The sequence below is a fragment of the Staphylococcus sp. IVB6214 genome (assembly GCF_025558585.1).
Taxonomy (GTDB): domain Bacteria; phylum Bacillota; class Bacilli; order Staphylococcales; family Staphylococcaceae; genus Staphylococcus.
In genome coordinates this window covers 360609-379759 of the sequence record NZ_CP094723.1, presented here as the reverse complement: position 1 = coordinate 379759, position 19151 = coordinate 360609, and the positions used below count along the sequence as shown (strand labels likewise).

Below are 19151 nucleotides of genomic sequence, written 5' to 3'. Positions count from 1 at the left end.
GGAGGTATCATGTGATGACACTTTTGATTAACTTAATACTTCTGGCACTTATCGTTGGCTATTCCATCTTTGTACTCGTTCGATATTTCAAACGTTCAAAACAAGGAAAATGTAGCGCATGCGAAAGCAATCAACAATGTCCAACAGAGAACCTTCCAAAACACCTACAATAATGATGAGCCCCCTTATGCGAGATGCATAAGGGGGCTTTACTATTTATTGATTTTGTTGGGTTAAACTTTGCGTTTCTACAAACTGTTGATATTTTTCATGTGTTGCCATCAATGTTTCGTGACGGCCTACGCCTGTAACACGTCCTTGATCTAAGAAAATAATTTGTTCTGCTTTTTTTATTGTAGATAATCGATGCGCGATCACAATCGTCGTTCGGTTCATCATGAGTGTTTCCAAAGCTTCTTGAATTTTGCGTTCACTCTCACTATCGAGATTAGCAGTTGCTTCATCCAACAGTAATATGTCTGGATTTTTCACAAAGCTACGTGCAATATCTATTCGTTGCCTTTGTCCACCTGACAACTTCAAACCACGTTCACCAACTAACGTATCATAGCCTTGATCAAACGCCATGATAAAGTCATGACAATGTGCTAAGCGTGCATAATGAATCAGTTCTTCATCTGAGACTTCACGATCGATACCGTATAATATATTATCTCGAATCGATCCATTCATCATTGCATTACTTTGCATCACATAGCCGATTTTACGACGCCAATCAGTTAAGGAGAGATCGTATATAGATGTACCACCGTATGTAATGGTTCCATGCGAGACATCATACATTCTTTCAATCAGACTAAATACCGTGCTTTTTCCTGACCCAGATGGCCCAACAAATGCTGTTACTGCACCTGGTTTAATGCGCAAAGATACGTCTTGTAGCACAGGCTGCGCATCATATCCAAAGTCAACATGATCAAATACTAAATCACCTGTAAAAATACGATTGTTTTCATCAGGTAACGTAATATGTTCCAAAGGTTCATGCAGTATTTCATCAATTCGACTACTTGCACCTACTGCCTTTTTATAATCTGTAATCAATGTTGATAAATTAATCAACGGCATAGATAAATTCAAAACGTAGAAAATCATTGCAACAAGTGTCCCGGCAGAAATAGCACCCGATGCAATACGCAAACCACCAAATCCTAAAATAATACCAATCGTTGCGAGCATAATAATACCAGAGATTGGTTGAATCACCGCAGCAATTTTTGCTTGTTTTAAGCCGAGACGGTAAATCTCTGATAAGTTATCATGTGCTTTTTCTAACTCTAACTTTTCCGTGTTTGATACTTTTACTAAACGCATCTCAGTCAACACACGCCCAAGCAACCCACTGAATTCCGCAATTTCACTTTGTGTATTTTTGGATATTTTTTGCATAATTCTTCCGAGTGGTATCATCACAATAATAAATAATGGAATTGTAATAAACGTCATCAAAGTCATTTGCCAATCAAGGATGAATAACATAATAAATGAGCCTATTAAAGTAATAACAGATGGGAGCAAGTTAGGAAGCTTTTGAGAAATAAAGTCATTGATAACTTTGGTATCATCTGTCAATCGACTCATCAATTGCCCACTTTCATTTTGATCAAAAAAAGGCATTTTCAAATGAATAATATGCTGCCATAAAACCGAGCGAATGGCATAGATCATCTTCTCCCCAATTTTATTGAGTAAATAATATCCAATACCACTTAACAGGGCATTCAATAAAAAGACTAAGATTAACGCCCCTATAAACCATGGATTAATGGATGACAGAGTAAACTTATCAACCATTTGACCCGTGAATAGAGGCACAAGAAGGCCGCTCAAACTGCCTAATGATGAGATTACTACTGCTGTTATAATCAATCCGACAGGCCATGTGATTTTTTTTAATAAATAAACTAATGGATTATTTGATTTCATATTTTGTCATACCTCATTACATCATAATTTCTCCCAAGACCCCTCGCATTTTCACGTCAGTGTGCGGGTTGTCTGACCGCTTTATTTTCATTTCATATCCTTATACATCCATCATCATTGAATCTTTTACTACAATAATTCATATTCAAAATAAAAGTACCATACAATTACTAACATAATTATGCTAATATAAATATGTTATTTTTGCATTTTTAACGTATTAAAAGGGAGTTTCATATGAAAAAGATATTTTACACGATCATTGTCGTATTCTTCGCTACCATCAGTATATCACCTTTTGCGAAGGCAAACACACTGACACCTGTCGATATTTCACAACAAGCAGGTTATTCTGTTGATAACCGGTTTCAACCAGTAGGATATGTTGGTATAAGTCATACTGGGCAAGTGCTCTATAACTTCGAAGACCATCAACAATGGGATCCAGCATCAATGACGAAGCTAATGACAATGTACCTTACATTAAAAGCCATTGATGATGGGAAATTCAAATTAACAGATACCGTGAAAATTACAGATGATCATTATCGTATGTCTACATTACCAGAGTTGAGCAATACAAAACTTTATCCGGGCGAAACATATACCGTAGCAGAACTTTTACAAATTACTGTATCAGCTTCAAGCAATGCGTCTTCACTCATTTTAGCTAACTTAGTATCTGATAGTACTTCTGATTTTGTAGATTTAATGAACCAAACAGCCAAAGATCTTGGTATGAATAACACACATTATGTCAATCCAACAGGTGCAGAGAATAGACTTCTCAAAGATTATGCCCCCGAGCGATATCGCTCTGAATCTGCAACCGTCAGTTCTGCTCATGATTACGCTATTTTGGCACAACATACCGTGAATGATACGCCAGATATTTTAACCTTTACCAAGCAAGTGGCACCGACACAGCATGGTGTAACATACTACACTTTCAACAACCTTTTAGAAGGTGCAGATATGAGCGTGCCGGGAACAGATGGTTTAAAAACGGGTTCAAGCGATGTGGCAGATTATAACAGCACCGTGACAACGAAGCGTGGTCAATTTAGAATTCATAGTGTCATTATGGGAGTCGGAGATTACTATCGCATTGGCGGCGAAGAACAGCGTGACATGATCAATGCTAGCATGATTAACTATTTATTTGATCAATACGAATATCGCCAAATCCTTTCAAAAGGTGAGCATGAAATCAACGGAACAAAATACCACGTTACCCAAGATTTTTACGACGTTGTTCCTAAAAATATGAACGACGATTACAAGTTCGTTGTTGAAGACGGCAAAGTCCATATTGATTATGATCGAAAATTCATCACATCTTCATATGGTCCACCAACTGTCAAAGTCGAACGCCCTTTGATTCATACGTCTAAGTCTATTGTAGAGTCAAGTTGGTCTGCACATCCCGCCTTAACTTTATTCGTTCTCTTCTTTTCAGTCTTATTATTGAGCATTCCAATATACTATGTACTACTGCGTTTTCGTAAGTAGAAAAAACGTTCTTTTCGAATGATCGAAAAGAACGTTTTTTTATTTGGCATCTTTACCGTACAACTCTTGTTTAATTTGCGTAGTAGAAATACCTTCTGTTCGTTTTAAATAAATCACTTCACATTTGTATTTTAAGAAGTCGAATTCACCTTCCCAGTCATGTCCCATCACAAATGTATCGATTTCATACTTTTCTACATCTTTGACCTTCTGTTCCCAATCATGCTCAGGGATAACTAAGTCAACATATCGGATAGATTCTAACATCATCTTACGTTTCTCATAATCATAATAAGATTTTTTGTTTTTTATTTGATTAAACTCATCACTAGATAACGCTACAACTAGATAATCTCCTAATTCGCGTGCGCGACGTAACAATTCAATGTGTCCATAGTGTAATAAGTCGTACGTTCCATATGTAATTACGCGTTTCATATCTTTAACTCCTTTAATTTATTCATATATTATTAGTCAAATTATAGCATACCGGTTTTCCCCACTCAAAACCACTGTTATAAAAATATGATTTCATCCATATAATTTATTAGTTTTTCTAAATTTTCTTTTGTATTAAATACATGCCAGTCTTCAAATAATGGTTCAAGATTGCCTTCTCTAATACGTTGATGCAACGCCACTTCATGATAGACTTTGTATCGTTTTGGAATATCATAATAATAATTATTAAGCCCTCTTATCTGTTCATAGGCCATTTCGTCATAGACATAGAAAATAGCGGGTTTTCCATATAAACTTGCTTCAATAGCAAGTGAACTATAATCCGTAATCACTACATCTGCAATCATTAATAGCTCACGTGTACTGAGTGATAAAGGTTGTTCAGTCTCCGGCGCTTCAACAGCTGGGTGGTATTGACTTAATAATATATAATCTGGCAATGCTTGGTTGAAAGCTTGTTGATCAATGACACGATTCAATTGGCCTTCTTCACGATATGTCGGTAAATATACTGCTACTTTCCCTTGAATTCCCATTTTCTGTTTCAGCTGGTGTTGCTCTGCTAGAATATCAACATTCAAATGACCCGTTAATCTCGGTACACCATAGTTAAGAAATTGATGATCTTCTGCACCAAAAGATTGTTTGAAGCATCGTGCCATTTGAGGACATCCAACTATATACTTATCTGTCGCATCATATACAGCTTGGTGTTGTGCCACTTCTCTTTTGTTGTCTCTATTTACCGCATGATCTTCTAATCCAAATTGCTTCAATGCACCTGCGGCATGCCAAGTTTGTATAACTGTTTGTTTTGATTGCTTTTTAAATGCTCCGAACAAATGATAGTAAGTGTCAATAAAAATAACTTTTGCCGAACGAAGTTCACGAATCTGCTGATAAAGATTGCGACGATTCATTGATACAATATGAATATTTTGAAGATGCTTCAATGCTTCAAAGTGAGATACTTTTGTAAATACGGTCACTTGATAGCCCTTTGCACTTAGTTTTTCAATAATGGGTAACAAGTCCTCTTTGAAAGTCATCATTACAACGACATGGTTCTCTTGTACACGTTGTCTACTACACAAACATTGCATCATAGTTACTAATATTAAATAGATTTTTTTTATTATCATACGAATCATATATGACACCTCATTAGATTTATCCATCTTATAAGCAAATCGCCTTCAATACACTATCGTTGTATTGAAGGCGTCTTTATAATGTTACATAAAATCAGCAAAGTGATCTCTGTAACGCATATGCAACATAGACCCAAGTACAAAGAATAACAGTATGACACACACATTATACAATGCCAATTCCCAATGCGTGATAAAATACCATTCTTTAAAAAGAATTGCTGAACGATAACTTTCTGCAATAAAATATACAGGGTTTAACATCATCAATTTTTCAGGAATTGATCCTGGTTGTGGTACCCATAAAATGGGTGATGCATAAAAAAGAATTCTTAGTATTGCTTGCATCGCCATTTGCGTATCGCGTATAAGGACGGCTAATGTTGATGTCAATAATGTAACAGACATTGTAAACATAAAAGCAAACGGAATATATAGCAACAATTGAATAATATAAATAGATGGCATAATGCCAAAAATAGTACATAAAACAATAATAGAACCAACTAATGCCAAGTGCCCGTATAATTTACTTGTAAGGATATAGGTGGGAATGATCGACAGTGGAAAATTCATCTTAGCCACTTGATTATACTTCATTGTAATAGCCTTTGTTCCTTCTAAGGCTCCTTGATTAATAAAGAACCACATGCTAATCCCGACAAGTAGCCAATAAATAAAAGGGACACCTTCAATAGGTTGGTTACTTCGAATACCAAACCCAAAAACAAACCAGTATACCAAAATTTGAATAGCTGGATTTATAAGTTCCCATGCTAAGCCTAGATAATTATTATGATTCGAAATTTTCAACTGGAATTGTGCTAATCTTTGAATTAAATAAAAACTTTTTAAATGTTCTTTTAACACTACTGCTACAGAATTCATTATTTACCACGCTTTCGTTTCGTATGCACGATATTATATATGTATTACGTTGCTTGAACAACTGTACAAACATCGCATCGTCATGTATTCTTTATATTGAAAAAACATTTCTTATGCAAAAAAATTAATGGGAAAAATTATCCCAAATTGAAGTGAATTTTTATCTTAATATACTTCTAGTTACTTAAATACAGTATAACTGTATCGGATGATACAACATTTCTAAAAATAAAGTACCTGACTTACTCACAAATTGAATATCCACTTAGTAATATATTATAATCTATATACATAACGATATGAAAGTAAAACCATGAATTTTTATATAAATTTTAAAGTAAGGACTGTAAAACATGAATCCAACCGTTAAAATTGATCACGTTACAAAGGAATACCGCATCTATCGTAACAATAAAGAACGTATCAAAGATGCCTTATTACCAAGAAATAAAAATAAAACATTTTACGCACTCAAAGATATTACGTTTAATGCGTATGCAGGTGATGTTATCGGACTTGTTGGGATTAATGGTTCAGGAAAATCTACGCTCAGCAATATTATCGGCGGATCACTTTCAGCAACTAAAGGCACTATAACTCGCAATGGTCAAGTAAATGTTATTGCGATTAATGCTGGACTTAATGGCAACTTAACTGGGATGGAAAATATTGAGTTCAAAATGTTGTGTATGGGATTTACTAAAAAACAAATTAAAGAACTCACACCCAAAGTTGTTGAATTTAGTGAACTCGGTGAATTTATTTATCAACCTGTTAAAAAGTATTCAAGTGGGATGCGCTCAAAGCTCGGTTTCTCTATCAGTGTAACTGTTGATCCTGAAATACTTGTTATCGACGAAGCTTTATCAGTCGGTGACCAAACATTTACTCAAAAAAGCTTGAATAAAATATATGAATTTAAAGAAGCTGAAAAAACAATTTTCTTCGTCAGTCACAACCTCAGTCAAGTGCGAGAGTTCTGTAATAAAATTGCATGGATTGAAGCTGGTCGCCTTAAAGCGGTAGGAACTGTCGACGAAGTACTACCACAATATGAGACATTTCTCAAAGACTTCAAAAAGAAATCGGCTCAGGAACAAAAAGCATTCAGACAACAACTTGATGAAAATCGCTTCATCGTTAAATAAAGTTCAACGCTGTGATAGTCATTGTCGCTATCACAGCGTTTTTATAGTGATTGATATCAAGATATTTACTTTTTCATTTTTTGCTTTAAAACTGCCCAAACAAACTTAGGAATTCTGTGAGATCGTTTGATACGTTTCACATCTTTTAAAATACGATAAAGCCATTCCAAGTTGAGTTGACGCCATATACGTGGTGCTCGTTTCACTGTACCACTGAAAACATCAATCGATCCCCCTACACCCATCATCAACGTATGTTCAAAGTGATTGCGATGCTGTTGAATCCATTGTTCTTGTTTCGGGTAGCCCATCCCTACAAAAACAAAGTCAGGCTGGAATGCACGTATTTCATCTACTACTGACGTATCATCTAAAGGTGCAAATCCATGATGCCCTTTTACTTCGCTATTAGGATATTTATTTTGAATGTTTAGTACCGCTCCCTTTACCACTTCATCCGTCGCACCTAACAAGAACACACGCAATCCTTCCTGTTGTGCAATCTCCAAACACTTTTCCATCACTTCTATACCTGGTACACGTTCCGGTAATGGTGTGCCTAACCATTTGGCAGCTTTTACAACACCTGTTCCATCAGGGATGATGTAATCGGCATTACGAATCAATTTTTTGTATGATGGGGTTTCAGCTGCATAATGTACAATTTCAGGATTGGCTGTCACAATAAATAAATTATGCGTTGTTCGTGTACGACTATATGTTAAAATTACTTGTCTCATGTCTGACATCGTCACAGGATCAAACGGAACCCCTAAAATATTTACTTGTGCTCCCGGTTTATAAGGTTGATATGTAGATGTTGATTGGTTAGTTGAAGGCGTTGATAAATGCATCAACAATCCTCCTCTCTTTTATTTTCTTTCATATTGAATTCACTTTACCATGTAATACAAAAAAATTCATCTTCATACGAATCATTTAGGATAGCATGTTATTTCTATGCTATACTTTTACATACTTTATGCAACAGGGCCGAGATATAATATATGAAGCCCTACTCCTATTAAACATTTATTACAATATAAGTCCTAAGTCGGTACTAAAATAACTTGCTTAGCGGTATACTTGGTTTCATGCATCAATTATTTAGAAAGGAATGCGACATATGAGTGAACAGACATGGCTTATTTCACCTATCCCTATATCTAGCATACTACTTTGAACGATCACTAGTATCTATTTGTTAAGTTACTATTACCGTAAACATCCTATCTTATCCATGCTGAGTATTGCACTCAATTACATTCCTGTACTCACACACGAATTCGGTCACGTATTCTTCAATCGTTTGAGTGGTGGTCGTGTTGTAGACTTCGTAGTCGTGATGACACGAAAAGAACGTCAACAAACGGGACAACAAGGTTATGCAGTTACTCAGAGCGAACATCGTCTCGGCCAAATATTTACAACAATTGGCGGCTATATTATGCCACCCCTGATGCTTAGCATTGGCTTAATTATGCAAAGTAAAGGGCAAGGTGTCATTTTTATTTTGTTATATGTCGGTATCTTTCTTTATTTTACCTACATCACATCAAGAAAAGTTGCACCAATCATTATCATGGTGCTGTTATGTCTCATCATTTATTTAGGATTACAGTCTGAAAATCTACATAACTATTCCATGATTTACTTCCTTGTTTACCATTGGTTACTCGGTACTTTGCTAGGCGAAGTGATACAATCGACGATTACGATTGTTCAACTGACATTTGCGCGTCCACAACCAAACTGGGATGGGACAGCATTGCGTAATATGACGCATGTCCCGACTATCGTCTTTTCAATGCTTTGGATTATTTTGAACTGTGCAACGCTCTACTTTTTATTTGACCAACTCTTTTCAGGTCCTTACACATTCTCGTTAATTTCAGTCATCACCTAATTTGAACATAAAAATGCGTATATAAGACATTGCGCAACACTCACTGTCTTATATACGCATTTTATATTATGCTCTTTCTCCAAAGATTACCATTGCATTAGAATAGCTCAAAATAACAGCTTCTTCGTTCGTTTGCATTTCTAACAATTGATTTGTCTCATCTTTGCACTTTATTGTCACAGTATCCCCAATAGACATCCCTTTACTCGATAAATAGACAAGTAAGTCCGTTTTATCACGTACACGTCGAATGACTACGGTATCCCTTTCGTCATACTCTAGTAACGATGTACGATAATACTCTTCAAACGACTCATCTCTTGGGATGACACCACCATGCGGGCATGTTTCTGGGTAGTTTAATAGTGCATCTAACCGGTCAACAAATAATGGTGAGACACGGTGCTCTAAGACTTCTGCTTCCGCATGTACTTCTTCCCACGTATAACCTAACACTTCTATTAAAAATAACTCGATCAAACGATGACGTTTAATGACATCTAATGTAAAACGCAGACCAAGTGGCGATAACTTCACACCTTTATACGGTATGATTTCAACATATCCCCCTTTTTCCAATCGTCCTAACATCTCACTCACTGATGGAGGTTTAATATTCAAAAACTGTGAAAGTGTTTTGTTTGATACGTATGTTTTCACACCATCATGAGCCAATATTGCTTTGAGATAGTCTTCCTTTTCTTCCGATAACATACCTTCACCTCTTGTATATATTATTTATATTGTATCATGAAATAGATTGACAATAGAAATCTTCAGTATATAATATAAATTAGTTAGGTAAACCTAAAGTTTTATTAAGAAGGTGAAAAAATGCTTTCAATAAATAACTTAGAATTGTATTTAGGTCGCAAACACATTTTAAAAGATATTACTTTACAACTCCCGCTTCGTGGAGAATTGATCGGGATCATGGGACCCAATGGTAGCGGAAAGTCATCACTCATCAAATCCATTATTGGGGAACTTCCAGCAGATGGTACGATCACGCTCAATCAACAACCGATCAAACACTGTTTAACAGATATTACTTATATTCCACAAAAGTCTCAACTTGATTTGGAATTTCCTATTAATGTTGAAGATTTGGTGTTGTCAGGTTGTTATCACGATGCGGGCTGGTTCAAACGAATACCTAAAGAAATGAAACAGCGACGTGATGCGCTTCTACATGAACTCTCTCTCTATGAATTGCGAAAACGCCCACTCAACGCTTTGAGTGGTGGTCAGTTACAGCGAGTGTTTATTGCACGTGCACTCATGTCTGAAAGCCAAATATATCTTTTAGATGAACCTTTCGTTGGCATTGATTTTAAAAGTGAAGCAATTATTTTAGAAAAATTAGAAGCACTAAAAGCACAAGGAAAGCTTATTCTCATCGTTCATCATGATTTGGCGACAGCGACACAATATTTTGATCGTATTTTACTATTGAATCAATCCGTACAATTTTTCGGTGAAAGTGCAGAAGCTTTGAAACCTGAGCATATCGAATCTGTATTTTTAAGCCAACAACCGATGACAGATTCAGACAAACGTACACAACATAGAAAGGAGTCTACACATCATGTCGTTCGTCCAACATCTCTTTGAGTATCAGTTTTTGTCACGTGCTATGTTGACCGCTATACTCGTTGGTATCGTATGCGGTGTAGTCGGTTGCATCATCATTCTTCGCGGTTTATCTCTCATGGGTGATGCGATGAGTCACGCTGTATTGCCGGGTGTTGCATTGTCTTTTCTATTCAACATTCCAATGTTCATCGGAGCGCTCATCACCGGGATGTTGAGTAGTATTCTGATTGGCTATATCTCTGATCGTTCTAAAACGAAAAAAGATGCTGCCATCGGAATTACTTTTACAGCATTTTTAGCATCAGGGATTATTCTGATCAGCGTCATTCATAGCGCAACAGACCTATATCATATTTTATTCGGTAATATTTTGGCGATTACACAATCTGCATTCTATACTACTCTATTTGTCAGCATCATTGTCGTTTCACTGATTGTTATCCTATATCGTCCGTTGAAAGTTTCAACACTCGACCCTGTTTTTAGCCGTATGAGTGGTTTGAATACGACAATGCTTCATTACTTCGTGATGCTACTATTGGCCCTTGTGATTGTAGCAAGCGTGCAAACAGTCGGCGTGATTCTCGTCGTTGCATTACTTGTCACACCTGCATCAACCGCCTATCTCATCACAAATAAGCTTTCAACAATGATGGTGACATCTTGTTTATTCAGTGTCATCAGTGCCACAGTTGGTATTTACTTGAGCTTCATATTCAACTTACCAAGTGGTGCTGTTATTGTATTAATCGCAACATTGCTATATGTAGCCACATTCATCATAGCAAAATTTATTCAATCTAATCACAAAGGAGCGTATCAAACAACATGATTAAACGAATACTTACACTATGCATCATTGCACTTTTATTAACTGCATGTAGTTTTAACAACCAATCATCTCATGATAAAGTGAAGGTTGTGGCAACAAATTCTATTCTAGCTGATATGGTAAAAAATGTAGCGGGAGACAAAGCTGAAGTTCACAGTATTGTGCCTATCGGTCAAGACCCACATGAATATGAAGTAAAACCAAAAGATATCCAAGCGCTAACAGATGCTGATGTTGTTGTATACAACGGTTTCAATTTAGAAAGTGGCAACGGCTGGTTTAAAAAGGCATTAAAACAAGCTGACAAATCATTAGATGATCAATCTGTCGTACGTGCTTCAAAATCAGTCAAACCTATCTACTTGAAGCAAGGTAACAAATCAGAAGATATGATAGATCCACACGCTTGGCTTAGTATTAAAAACGGCGTTCAATATGCTAAAAACATTCAACAAGCACTCATCAAGGCAGATGAGAAACATAAAGATCACTATATGAAACACGGTGATACTTACATTAAGAAATTAGAAGCACTTAGTGATAAGAGTCAAGACAAGTTCAATGATATTCCTAAAGAACAGCGTGCCATGATTACGAGTGAAGGTGCTTTCAAATACTTCGCACAACAATATGACATTACACCTGGTTACATTTGGGAAATCAACACAGAGAGCCAAGGAACACCCCAACAAATGAAACAAGCCATTGATTTTGTGAAGCAACACCACATTACAAATCTACTTCTTGAGACAAGTGTTAGCGATAAGAGTATGAAGAGTCTCGGAGAAGAAACAAATGCCAAAATCTTTGGTACTGTTTATACTGACTCTATTGGTAAAAAAGGCACTGATGGAGATTCATACTATAAAATGATGGAAAGCAATATCGATACAATCCACCAAAGCATGGTTAAAAATAATGAATAACATAAAAGAAGCACATGTCACGCAAATATGACATGTGCTTCTTTTATGTTGCGTTCTGAGAAAGCCATATACAGCGTTCCAGAAGTAAACCTTTCGATAGAACTGACGTGATTTTGGTCGCCGTTCGGGTTCTGCTCAAACTCTAAACGCTTCTTTCACAACCTCGTTGATACTATCTTATTATTTATCCAATCGAGAATAGACTTTTTTTCGTCGTTTGACACGTTTTTCAATACGCAATTGACGTTTCTTTTCTTCGTCAATATCATCTTCATTCAAGTCTGCATCCCCTGAGTTTGCATCTTTTTGATACATGTATGCCCCTGTTCGATAGGCAGCACGAGACACGAGATGTCCGCCAACGGGAGAAGTGATGTTAATGAATACAAGTGCGAGTAATGTGCGTACACCGACATAACCTTGTGCGAAGATAAAGTAAATAAAAACTCCTACGAGCGTTAGCAACACTGCTGCTGTCGATGCTTTTGTTGCTGCATGAATACGTAAAAATACGTCTCTAAATCGTACGACACCAATGGCGCTAATCAAGGCGATTAAACTCCCTGCAAATACCATAATTGCTGCAACTAACTTAAAAATTTCGTTTATTGTTGCCATTGAACACATTCCCCCCTTCGATAAAGCGAGAAATCGTTATGGAACTCAAGAACGAAATAATCGCAATTAAAAGAACTGAGTCTAAGAAAGAAACTGTCCCAAATAACACACTAAGCACCCCTACAATACACATGACAATTGCACTGATTGCATCGAAGGCAACGACTCTATCTGCAGTTGTAGGACCTTTAATAAGACGAAACAATGCTACGACTAATGATACTGCAAATAAAACAAGTGCAGATGATAAGAAAAATTCTGTCCATGCTGAAATCATTTCGTCACCTCCAAAATAAGTGCTTCATATTGTTTAATGCTCTTCAATAAGCTTTTACGTTCTTTATCTGTTAAATCAATTGCGTGAATTAAAAATATATTGGGATCTCGATTAACTCTAATAATCGTTGATCCTGGCGTAATAATAATCATAATCGTCAAGAATGTAATCGCCCAATCCGATTCTAGTTTTGTTTCATAACGCACTAATCCTGGTGCCATTTTATTCGTACGAAATAACACATAATTCGCAATTGAAAAAGTCGATGTGAACAATTGATATAAATAAATCATCAAAAACTTGAATGATACCCAGATTTTTTTCGGGTAGAATTCTTGTCCAAAAAACTTATGCAACAAATAGATGACAATTAATCCAATCAGATAGCCGAAGAAAAATGTAGGAAAACGAAAGGCATCTTCATCTTGAAATAGCACCCATAAGATAGCGATCATCATATTCAAGCCAACTTGTCTCATTTAATGACCCCCTCGTAAGTCAGGATTAACCATTTCTTCATACGTTTGTACATCCATGTTCATCTTCGTGGCTAAGTCTGTCACTTGGATAATGGCTGGTGCCATCAAGCCCAATAATAAAGTCACTGTTGTTAAAAACAGAATGATATGTTTGCGAACAGGTTTGATTGGTTTGTATTCAATCACTGCACCTTTTACTTCGTTACCTGTATACATATGGAAGAAGACACGGAAAAGACTAAACATCGCGATTAAACTTGTGATAATCATCAATGTTAATCCAATATAATGCTGATGCTCTACTGCACCTAGAAAAATTAATAATTTCCCGGGAAATCCACTGAATGGCGGTACACCACCAATTGCTAAAGTGACCACGACAAATGCAACACCAAGCCATGGTTCTTTCTTTGCGAGTCCTTTGAGATGACGATACTGACGATATCCTGTTGTATAAACAATAATTCCAATGACTAGGAATAGTAATGCCTTCACAACCATGTCATTCATAAGATAAAAAATTGCCCCGTTAATACCTTCTACGGTATTCGTTCCTAAACCAAATATTACGAAACCAATCGATAAAATAACTTGGTAAGCTGCTATTTTCTTAATATCTTTATATGCGATTGTACCAACTGCACCAATTACCATCGTTACACAGGACATAAAGACAAGTAACGGTTCAACAATATCGCCACTTTGGTTAAAGATTAACGTGAAGAAACGAATCAGCGCATAAGCACCTACTTTGGTCATCAGTGATGCGAACAGCGCTGCAAGTTCTGTGTTCAACACGGCATATGCTTTCGGTAACCACATAAACAATACTAATGCTGCTTTAGACCCAAACGCTACAATGAATGACATCGCAACAAGATGAATTGCGGTTGGATCATCCATCTCTTGAATACGTATCGCAATATGCGTAAAGTTCAGCGTGCCTACTTGTCGATACAACAAGCTAATTCCTACTAAGAAAATCCATGAACCAATCACATTCAATACAACATATATAATGCTCGCACGCAGCTGTTCAACAGATTGACCGAGTGTGACTAATACGAATGACGCAAGTAACATAATCTCAAACATGACATACAGATGGAACACGTCAGATGTTAAAAATGAACCGATAACACCTGTCGTTAAGAACAGAATAAATGTCGGTAAATAATAGCGACTGGCACGTTTTTCCCCACGTCCAAATCCGAACATCACGATGGACCAGACAACGAAAAAGGTTGTCGTCACAAGGAGTAAGCTCAAAGCATCTCCGACATATTGGATACCAAATGGTGCTGGCCATCCTGAGAAATCTAGCACGATAGGTTGATGGCGCATCACATAAACCAGCATATACAATGACACGACAAATCCAGAAAATAACACAAGCAGTGAAAAACGACGCGCTAGCTTCAATTGTTTGTTAAATAAGCCAACTAATAATGCTCCGACAAGTGGTATGAGAAGCGGTAAGGCTAGTAAGTTATCATTCATCATCTTCACCTCGCGTCAACACATCAATCTCATGTTCTTTCGTTACTTTAAAAGTACGATACACAAGTACAAGTAAAAAGGCGGTAATCGCAAAACCAATGACAATCGCTGTTAAGACGATTGCTTGTAATAATGGATCAACATAATTCTCATATCCTGATACAATCAATGGTTCCTTTTTATCAACTGTATATTCACCCATACTCATAATAATAATGTTGCCGGCATATGTGTAGATCGCTATGCCAATGACAATTCGTATTAAGTTGCGAGAGAGCACCATATAAGTGCCAATGAATACTAAAAAGCCGATAACGATAAGTAAGATAATATTCATGATCGCCCTCCACTTAATGATAAGATTGTTGTCACTACTGTACCGACAACGATAAGTAAAATACCAAATTCAAACAGCGTGATTGTCGATAAATGCACCTCTCCAAAATAAGGGAAAGCCACATACCAATCATGTTGATATAGTACATTTTTACCAAAGAAAACAGGAGCTATCGCTGTCCCTATTGCTGTTAGTGCTCCGACAAGGCTGATTAAGCGAAAATCAATAGGCAGTGACTCCAAGACTTGCGCAACATCATAAGCTAAAAACATTAAGATAAATGCCGAGCTAAGAACTAATCCAGCGATAAAACCGCCCCCCGGATTATTGTGACCGGCAAAAAACAGGTAGAAGCCAAAAGTTAAAATGATAAATACAACCACATGTGTCACTGTCTTCAAAACTAAATCATTCTCTTTCATCTTGACCTCTCCTATCTTTATAGTTTAGTAATGTATAAATACCGAAACCGGCGATCACGAGCACAATGCCTTCTGCCATCGTATCAAGTGCACGGAAGTCACCAAGAATTGCATTAACAATATTTTTGCCTCCAGATTTTTCATAGGCATCATGGTAATAAACAGAGATCGTTTCTAACGCATCTGCCTGTTGAATCACAAAAACAAGGCCAACTACTGTAATGGCTGTCATCAATGATATCGTAATTTTTACAGTTTCCCGCTTCAAATTAAATTGTCCACGTGGAATATTCGGAAGTCGTGAGAAACTGACGATAAAGAGCACCGTCGTAATTGTCTCCGTCACAAGTTGTGTCAGTGCCAAGTCTGGTGCACGCATTAAGATAAAGAACAATGCAACGGCATATCCAATACCTCCAGTTAAAATGACCATCGTTAATCGCTGACGAATAAAAATCAATGCGATTCCTATTAAAATAATCGTCAAAAGTAACAACACATGAAAGAGATGATAGTCAGTCACCTCAATGCGGTACAGTTCTGGCACACCGACACGATATAACCCATATAAGTTGATCGCAAAATAAAAGATAAATGTAACCACAATATAATAGTTCAATCGGTTATTCATCAATGCACGTAAGCCCCAACCTGAATATGATTCTACCGACTGACCTGAACGTTCTAATATTTTAGGAATCGTCCATTTTTCAGGTTTTGTTATCAAATATTGCTTCAAATCAACACGTAATACAACAACTGTCCCAATCACAATTACCGCTAGACTCATCATCAGAGGTATATTGAAGCCATGCCAAGCTGCAAGATGTGGTGCCATGGCGGCAGTTTCTGAATTTGCAACAACGCTCGAGAATGCAGGTTGAATCAGCTTCGTCCCTATCCAGTCTGGTATGAAGAATACAACCGGTAACAAGAGCGCTAAAACTACGGCTGGCACAATGAAACATTTCGGTTCGTGAACATGCTGCTTGCCTTGCACTTCTCCAAAGAAAGTTACTTTAATCATATTTAATGCATAAATAAATGTAAAAATACTTGCAATAAAGCCAATTGCAATAATGATAGCTGTCAAAATTTGATTGAATGCACTCAGTTCACTTGCATGAATCAAACCTTCAAAAAACATTTCTTTACTAATAAAGCCATTTAAAAGTGGAACACCTGCCATTGATAAAGATGCTGCGAACATCGCAACCATCGTCAATGGTAAATAGCGTCGCAACCCACCTAAATAACGAATATCACGTGTGCCCATTTCGTGGTCGATTAACCCTACTCCCATAAAGAGTGTCGCCTTAAACAAAGCATGGTTAAACAAGTGGAAAATCGCTGCAAACATGATATAAGCATATGTTTCGAGTATTGCACTATCAGTTGCTTTAGCGATACCACCACCTAAACCGACCATCGACATAATCATACCGAGTTGACTGATTGTAGAATAAGCGAGAATCCCTTTCAAATCACTTTGACGGATTGCTGTATAAGAACCGTAAATCATCGTAATCAAACCAACAAATGTCACACTGTACGTATAAAAATCACTATACCCAAGTATTGGTGTAAAGCGCATCAACAAGAAAATACCCGCCTTAACCATTGTTGCTGAATGTAGATAAGCACTGACTGGTGTCGGTGCTGCCATCGCTTTCGGCAACCAAAAATGAAACGGAAATTGCGCTGATTTTGTAAAAGCACCTAACAACATCAAAACAATTATTGGCATAAAGAGTGGATGCGCTGCAATCTCTTCACGCATCGCGATTTGTTTTGTTATCGTGTTCGTTCCTGTCACCACGTATAACATCATAAAACCGACAAACATGGCTAGACCACCAAACACTGTAACCATAAATGATGTCATCGCACCATTTTGACTTTCTGAACGATCATACCAATAGCTGATGAGTAAAAATGATGAAATACTGGTTAACTCCCAGAAAACATATAATATGATTGTATTGTTAGATAAAACAATTCCGATCATGCTAAACATAAATAATATAAGATAGGTAAAAAATCGAGGTAAATCATCGTGTTCATAAGATAGATACTGTGTCGCATAGAAGAATACCGCCACACCAATCAGAGAGATAAGTAGTCCGAAGAACAAACTCAAACCATCTAATCGTAATACTAAGTTAATATCATACGCTGGTAGCCACTGATATATTTCAGTGACATAATGTTGACGCCATACTTTGGGAATGTGATAGAGAAACACCCCAGAAGCAATTATTGGTGCAAACAATGCGATGTATCCTGGTAATTGCTTCGTTTGCCATTTCATCATCACGATTAAAAGTAGCATCACGATTAATAACGTGATGAGTAAACCAATCAGCATAACCATGCCTCCTTTTTCTTTATAAATTAAGTGCAATCATCGTATGTGCGCCCTCTTTCGGCACACCAATAAATTTTCTCGTTTCCTGTGCCGTTTGATGCCCCAAATATTTTTGGATAATTGAGACAGAGACACCCGAACGATATGTATGATAAGCAAATGTTTTTCGTAATGTTGTCAACCCTACATGGGGAATACCTGCACCTTGAGCGGCAGCATGTACGATGCGGTATGCTTGTTGACGGCTCAATCCTTTTTTCGTTCTTTTAGATTGAAACAATAAATCATGAGCAGCTAGCTTTTCCAATTCAATGTAATGTTTCATTTCTTGTCGTAATGTTTCTGGTAATACGACTTGTATTTCATGAGAGCCACATACTTCCCAGTGCGCGATCACTTCATATTGATTTTTCATCACATCTGAAACTGTCAAATTGAGTAGTTCATTCAACTTAATACCCGTATGAATGGCAAACTTAAACAGTAAATAATCTCTTTGCGACTGTGTTTTTAGAAACGTATACATCTTCTGTATATCTTCACAATTCGTAATCGGATTCACACATTTCATCATTATCACCCCACATACATGTTCCTTATATAATCATATAATATATTTATGTAACATTAAAGCATTTATTCTTATCCCATTTGAAAATATAAGTGGTTGCTCTGTTCTGAAAAATCTATCAATACTTATGTATCAAGTATGTATTCGGTTACAAAAAAATATCACTTTTTCACAAATTTTTATGTCCTTTTTTCATAAACATTTCGATATA

21 protein-coding genes are annotated in these 19151 nt (G+C 36.7%); 7 read left to right on the top strand and 14 right to left on the bottom strand.

The genetic code is table 11. From position 1 onward, the window contains the following. Positions 1-14 precede the first annotated feature (14 nt). A complete protein-coding gene (locus tag MUA51_RS01835; RefSeq protein WP_262560184.1) occupies positions 15-173 on the top strand; it encodes a FeoB-associated Cys-rich membrane protein in 159 nt (52 codons plus the stop codon). 43 nt (positions 174-216) lie between these two features. On the opposite strand, the gene MUA51_RS01830 is transcribed toward MUA51_RS01835, so the two are convergent. Then, complete coding sequence (locus MUA51_RS01830) at positions 217-1947, bottom strand: ABC transporter ATP-binding protein (RefSeq protein WP_262560183.1); 1731 nt, start codon at positions 1945-1947, stop codon at positions 217-219. Positions 1948-2184: 237 nt separating this feature from the next. On the opposite strand from MUA51_RS01830, the gene pbp4 reads away from it, so the two are divergent. Further along, a complete protein-coding gene (gene pbp4, locus MUA51_RS01825) occupies positions 2185-3459 on the top strand; it encodes a penicillin-binding protein PBP4 (RefSeq protein WP_262560182.1) in 1275 nt (424 codons plus the stop codon). A gap of 39 nt (positions 3460-3498) precedes the next feature. Here the strand turns inward: pbp4 and tagD are convergent, their stop codons facing one another. The 3 genes from tagD to MUA51_RS01810 form a co-directional block, all read right to left on the bottom strand. Further along, a complete protein-coding gene (tagD, locus tag MUA51_RS01820; protein WP_262560181.1) occupies positions 3499-3897 on the bottom strand; it encodes a glycerol-3-phosphate cytidylyltransferase in 399 nt (132 codons plus the stop codon). A gap of 77 nt (positions 3898-3974) precedes the next feature. Next, positions 3975-5072 (bottom strand): teichoic acid glycerol-phosphate primase TarB, encoded by a 1098-nt coding sequence (gene tarB, locus MUA51_RS01815; RefSeq protein ID WP_262560180.1) that lies wholly within the window; start codon positions 5070-5072, stop codon positions 3975-3977. 84 nt (positions 5073-5156) lie between these two features. After that, positions 5157-5960, bottom strand: a complete 804-nt coding sequence (locus tag MUA51_RS01810) for an ABC transporter permease (RefSeq protein ID WP_262560179.1) — start codon at positions 5958-5960, stop codon at positions 5157-5159. Positions 5961-6313: 353 nt separating this feature from the next. Here MUA51_RS01810 and tagH point away from each other — a divergent pair, with 353 nt between their 5' ends. Then, entirely contained in the window at positions 6314-7108 is a 795-nt protein-coding gene (gene tagH / locus MUA51_RS01805; protein ID WP_262560178.1) for a teichoic acids export ABC transporter ATP-binding subunit TagH, read from the top strand. A gap of 65 nt (positions 7109-7173) precedes the next feature. On the opposite strand, the gene tarA is transcribed toward tagH, so the two are convergent. Continuing rightward, positions 7174-7962: an N-acetylglucosaminyldiphosphoundecaprenol N-acetyl-beta-D-mannosaminyltransferase TarA gene (tarA, locus tag MUA51_RS01800; RefSeq protein ID WP_262560177.1), complete on the bottom strand. Its 789-nt coding sequence runs from the start codon at positions 7960-7962 to the stop codon at positions 7174-7176. A gap of 347 nt (positions 7963-8309) precedes the next feature. Here tarA and MUA51_RS01795 point away from each other — a divergent pair, with 347 nt between their 5' ends. Beyond that, a complete protein-coding gene (locus MUA51_RS01795; RefSeq protein ID WP_262560176.1) occupies positions 8310-9014 on the top strand; it encodes a M50 family metallopeptidase in 705 nt (234 codons plus the stop codon). Positions 9015-9080: 66 nt separating this feature from the next. On the opposite strand, the gene MUA51_RS01790 is transcribed toward MUA51_RS01795, so the two are convergent. Beyond that, positions 9081-9728, bottom strand: a complete 648-nt coding sequence (locus MUA51_RS01790) for a metal-dependent transcriptional regulator (protein WP_262560175.1) — start codon at positions 9726-9728, stop codon at positions 9081-9083. A 120-nt stretch (positions 9729-9848) separates the two neighbouring features. Between MUA51_RS01790 and MUA51_RS01785 the strand changes: the two genes are divergently transcribed. Genes MUA51_RS01785 through mntC form a run of 3 tightly spaced genes read left to right on the top strand, consistent with a single transcriptional unit; the run spans position 9849 to position 12368 of the window. Then, positions 9849-10628 carry a metal ABC transporter ATP-binding protein gene (locus MUA51_RS01785; protein ID WP_262560174.1) on the top strand — a complete coding sequence of 260 codons (780 nt, stop codon included), beginning with the start codon at positions 9849-9851 and terminating at the stop codon, positions 10626-10628. Beyond that, complete coding sequence (locus MUA51_RS01780) at positions 10600-11442, top strand: metal ABC transporter permease (RefSeq protein ID WP_262560849.1); 843 nt, start codon at positions 10600-10602, stop codon at positions 11440-11442. Before MUA51_RS01785 ends, MUA51_RS01780 begins: the two co-directional genes overlap by 29 nt. Then, positions 11439-12368, top strand: a complete 930-nt coding sequence (gene mntC, locus MUA51_RS01775; RefSeq protein ID WP_262560173.1) for a manganese ABC transporter substrate-binding lipoprotein MntC — start codon at positions 11439-11441, stop codon at positions 12366-12368. Before MUA51_RS01780 ends, mntC begins: the two co-directional genes overlap by 4 nt. 180 nt (positions 12369-12548) lie before the next feature. Here mntC and MUA51_RS01770 read toward each other — a convergent pair whose 3' ends face one another. From MUA51_RS01770 to MUA51_RS01735, 8 genes are read right to left on the bottom strand one after another with little or no spacing between them, the layout of a single operon-like run. Then, complete coding sequence (locus MUA51_RS01770) at positions 12549-12986, bottom strand: Na+/H+ antiporter subunit G (RefSeq protein ID WP_262560172.1); 438 nt, start codon at positions 12984-12986, stop codon at positions 12549-12551. Beyond that, positions 12961-13263 (bottom strand): monovalent cation/H+ antiporter complex subunit F, encoded by a 303-nt coding sequence (locus MUA51_RS01765; RefSeq protein ID WP_095118103.1) that lies wholly within the window; start codon positions 13261-13263, stop codon positions 12961-12963. The genes MUA51_RS01770 and MUA51_RS01765 overlap by 26 nt, the downstream gene beginning before the upstream one ends. Further along, positions 13260-13742, bottom strand: a complete 483-nt coding sequence (locus MUA51_RS01760; protein WP_095115383.1) for a Na+/H+ antiporter subunit E — start codon at positions 13740-13742, stop codon at positions 13260-13262. The genes MUA51_RS01765 and MUA51_RS01760 overlap by 4 nt, the downstream gene beginning before the upstream one ends. Beyond that, on the bottom strand, positions 13743-15242 hold the full coding sequence (locus tag MUA51_RS01755) for a Na+/H+ antiporter subunit D (RefSeq protein ID WP_262560171.1): 1500 nt from the start codon (positions 15240-15242) through the stop codon (positions 13743-13745). Further along, entirely contained in the window at positions 15235-15579 is a 345-nt protein-coding gene (gene mnhC2, locus MUA51_RS01750; protein ID WP_095115379.1) for a Na+/H+ antiporter Mnh2 subunit C, read from the bottom strand. The genes MUA51_RS01755 and mnhC2 overlap by 8 nt, the downstream gene beginning before the upstream one ends. Continuing rightward, positions 15576-16001 carry a monovalent cation/H+ antiporter subunit B gene (locus tag MUA51_RS01745; protein ID WP_262560170.1) on the bottom strand — a complete coding sequence of 142 codons (426 nt, stop codon included), beginning with the start codon at positions 15999-16001 and terminating at the stop codon, positions 15576-15578. Before MUA51_RS01745 ends, mnhC2 begins: the two co-directional genes overlap by 4 nt. Next, positions 15988-18375, bottom strand: a complete 2388-nt coding sequence (locus MUA51_RS01740; RefSeq protein WP_262560169.1) for a DUF4040 family protein — start codon at positions 18373-18375, stop codon at positions 15988-15990. Before MUA51_RS01740 ends, MUA51_RS01745 begins: the two co-directional genes overlap by 14 nt. Before the next feature lie 13 nt (positions 18376-18388). Continuing rightward, positions 18389-18940 (bottom strand): tyrosine-type recombinase/integrase, encoded by a 552-nt coding sequence (locus MUA51_RS01735; protein WP_262560168.1) that lies wholly within the window; start codon positions 18938-18940, stop codon positions 18389-18391. Between the last annotated feature and the right edge of the window lie 211 nt (positions 18941-19151).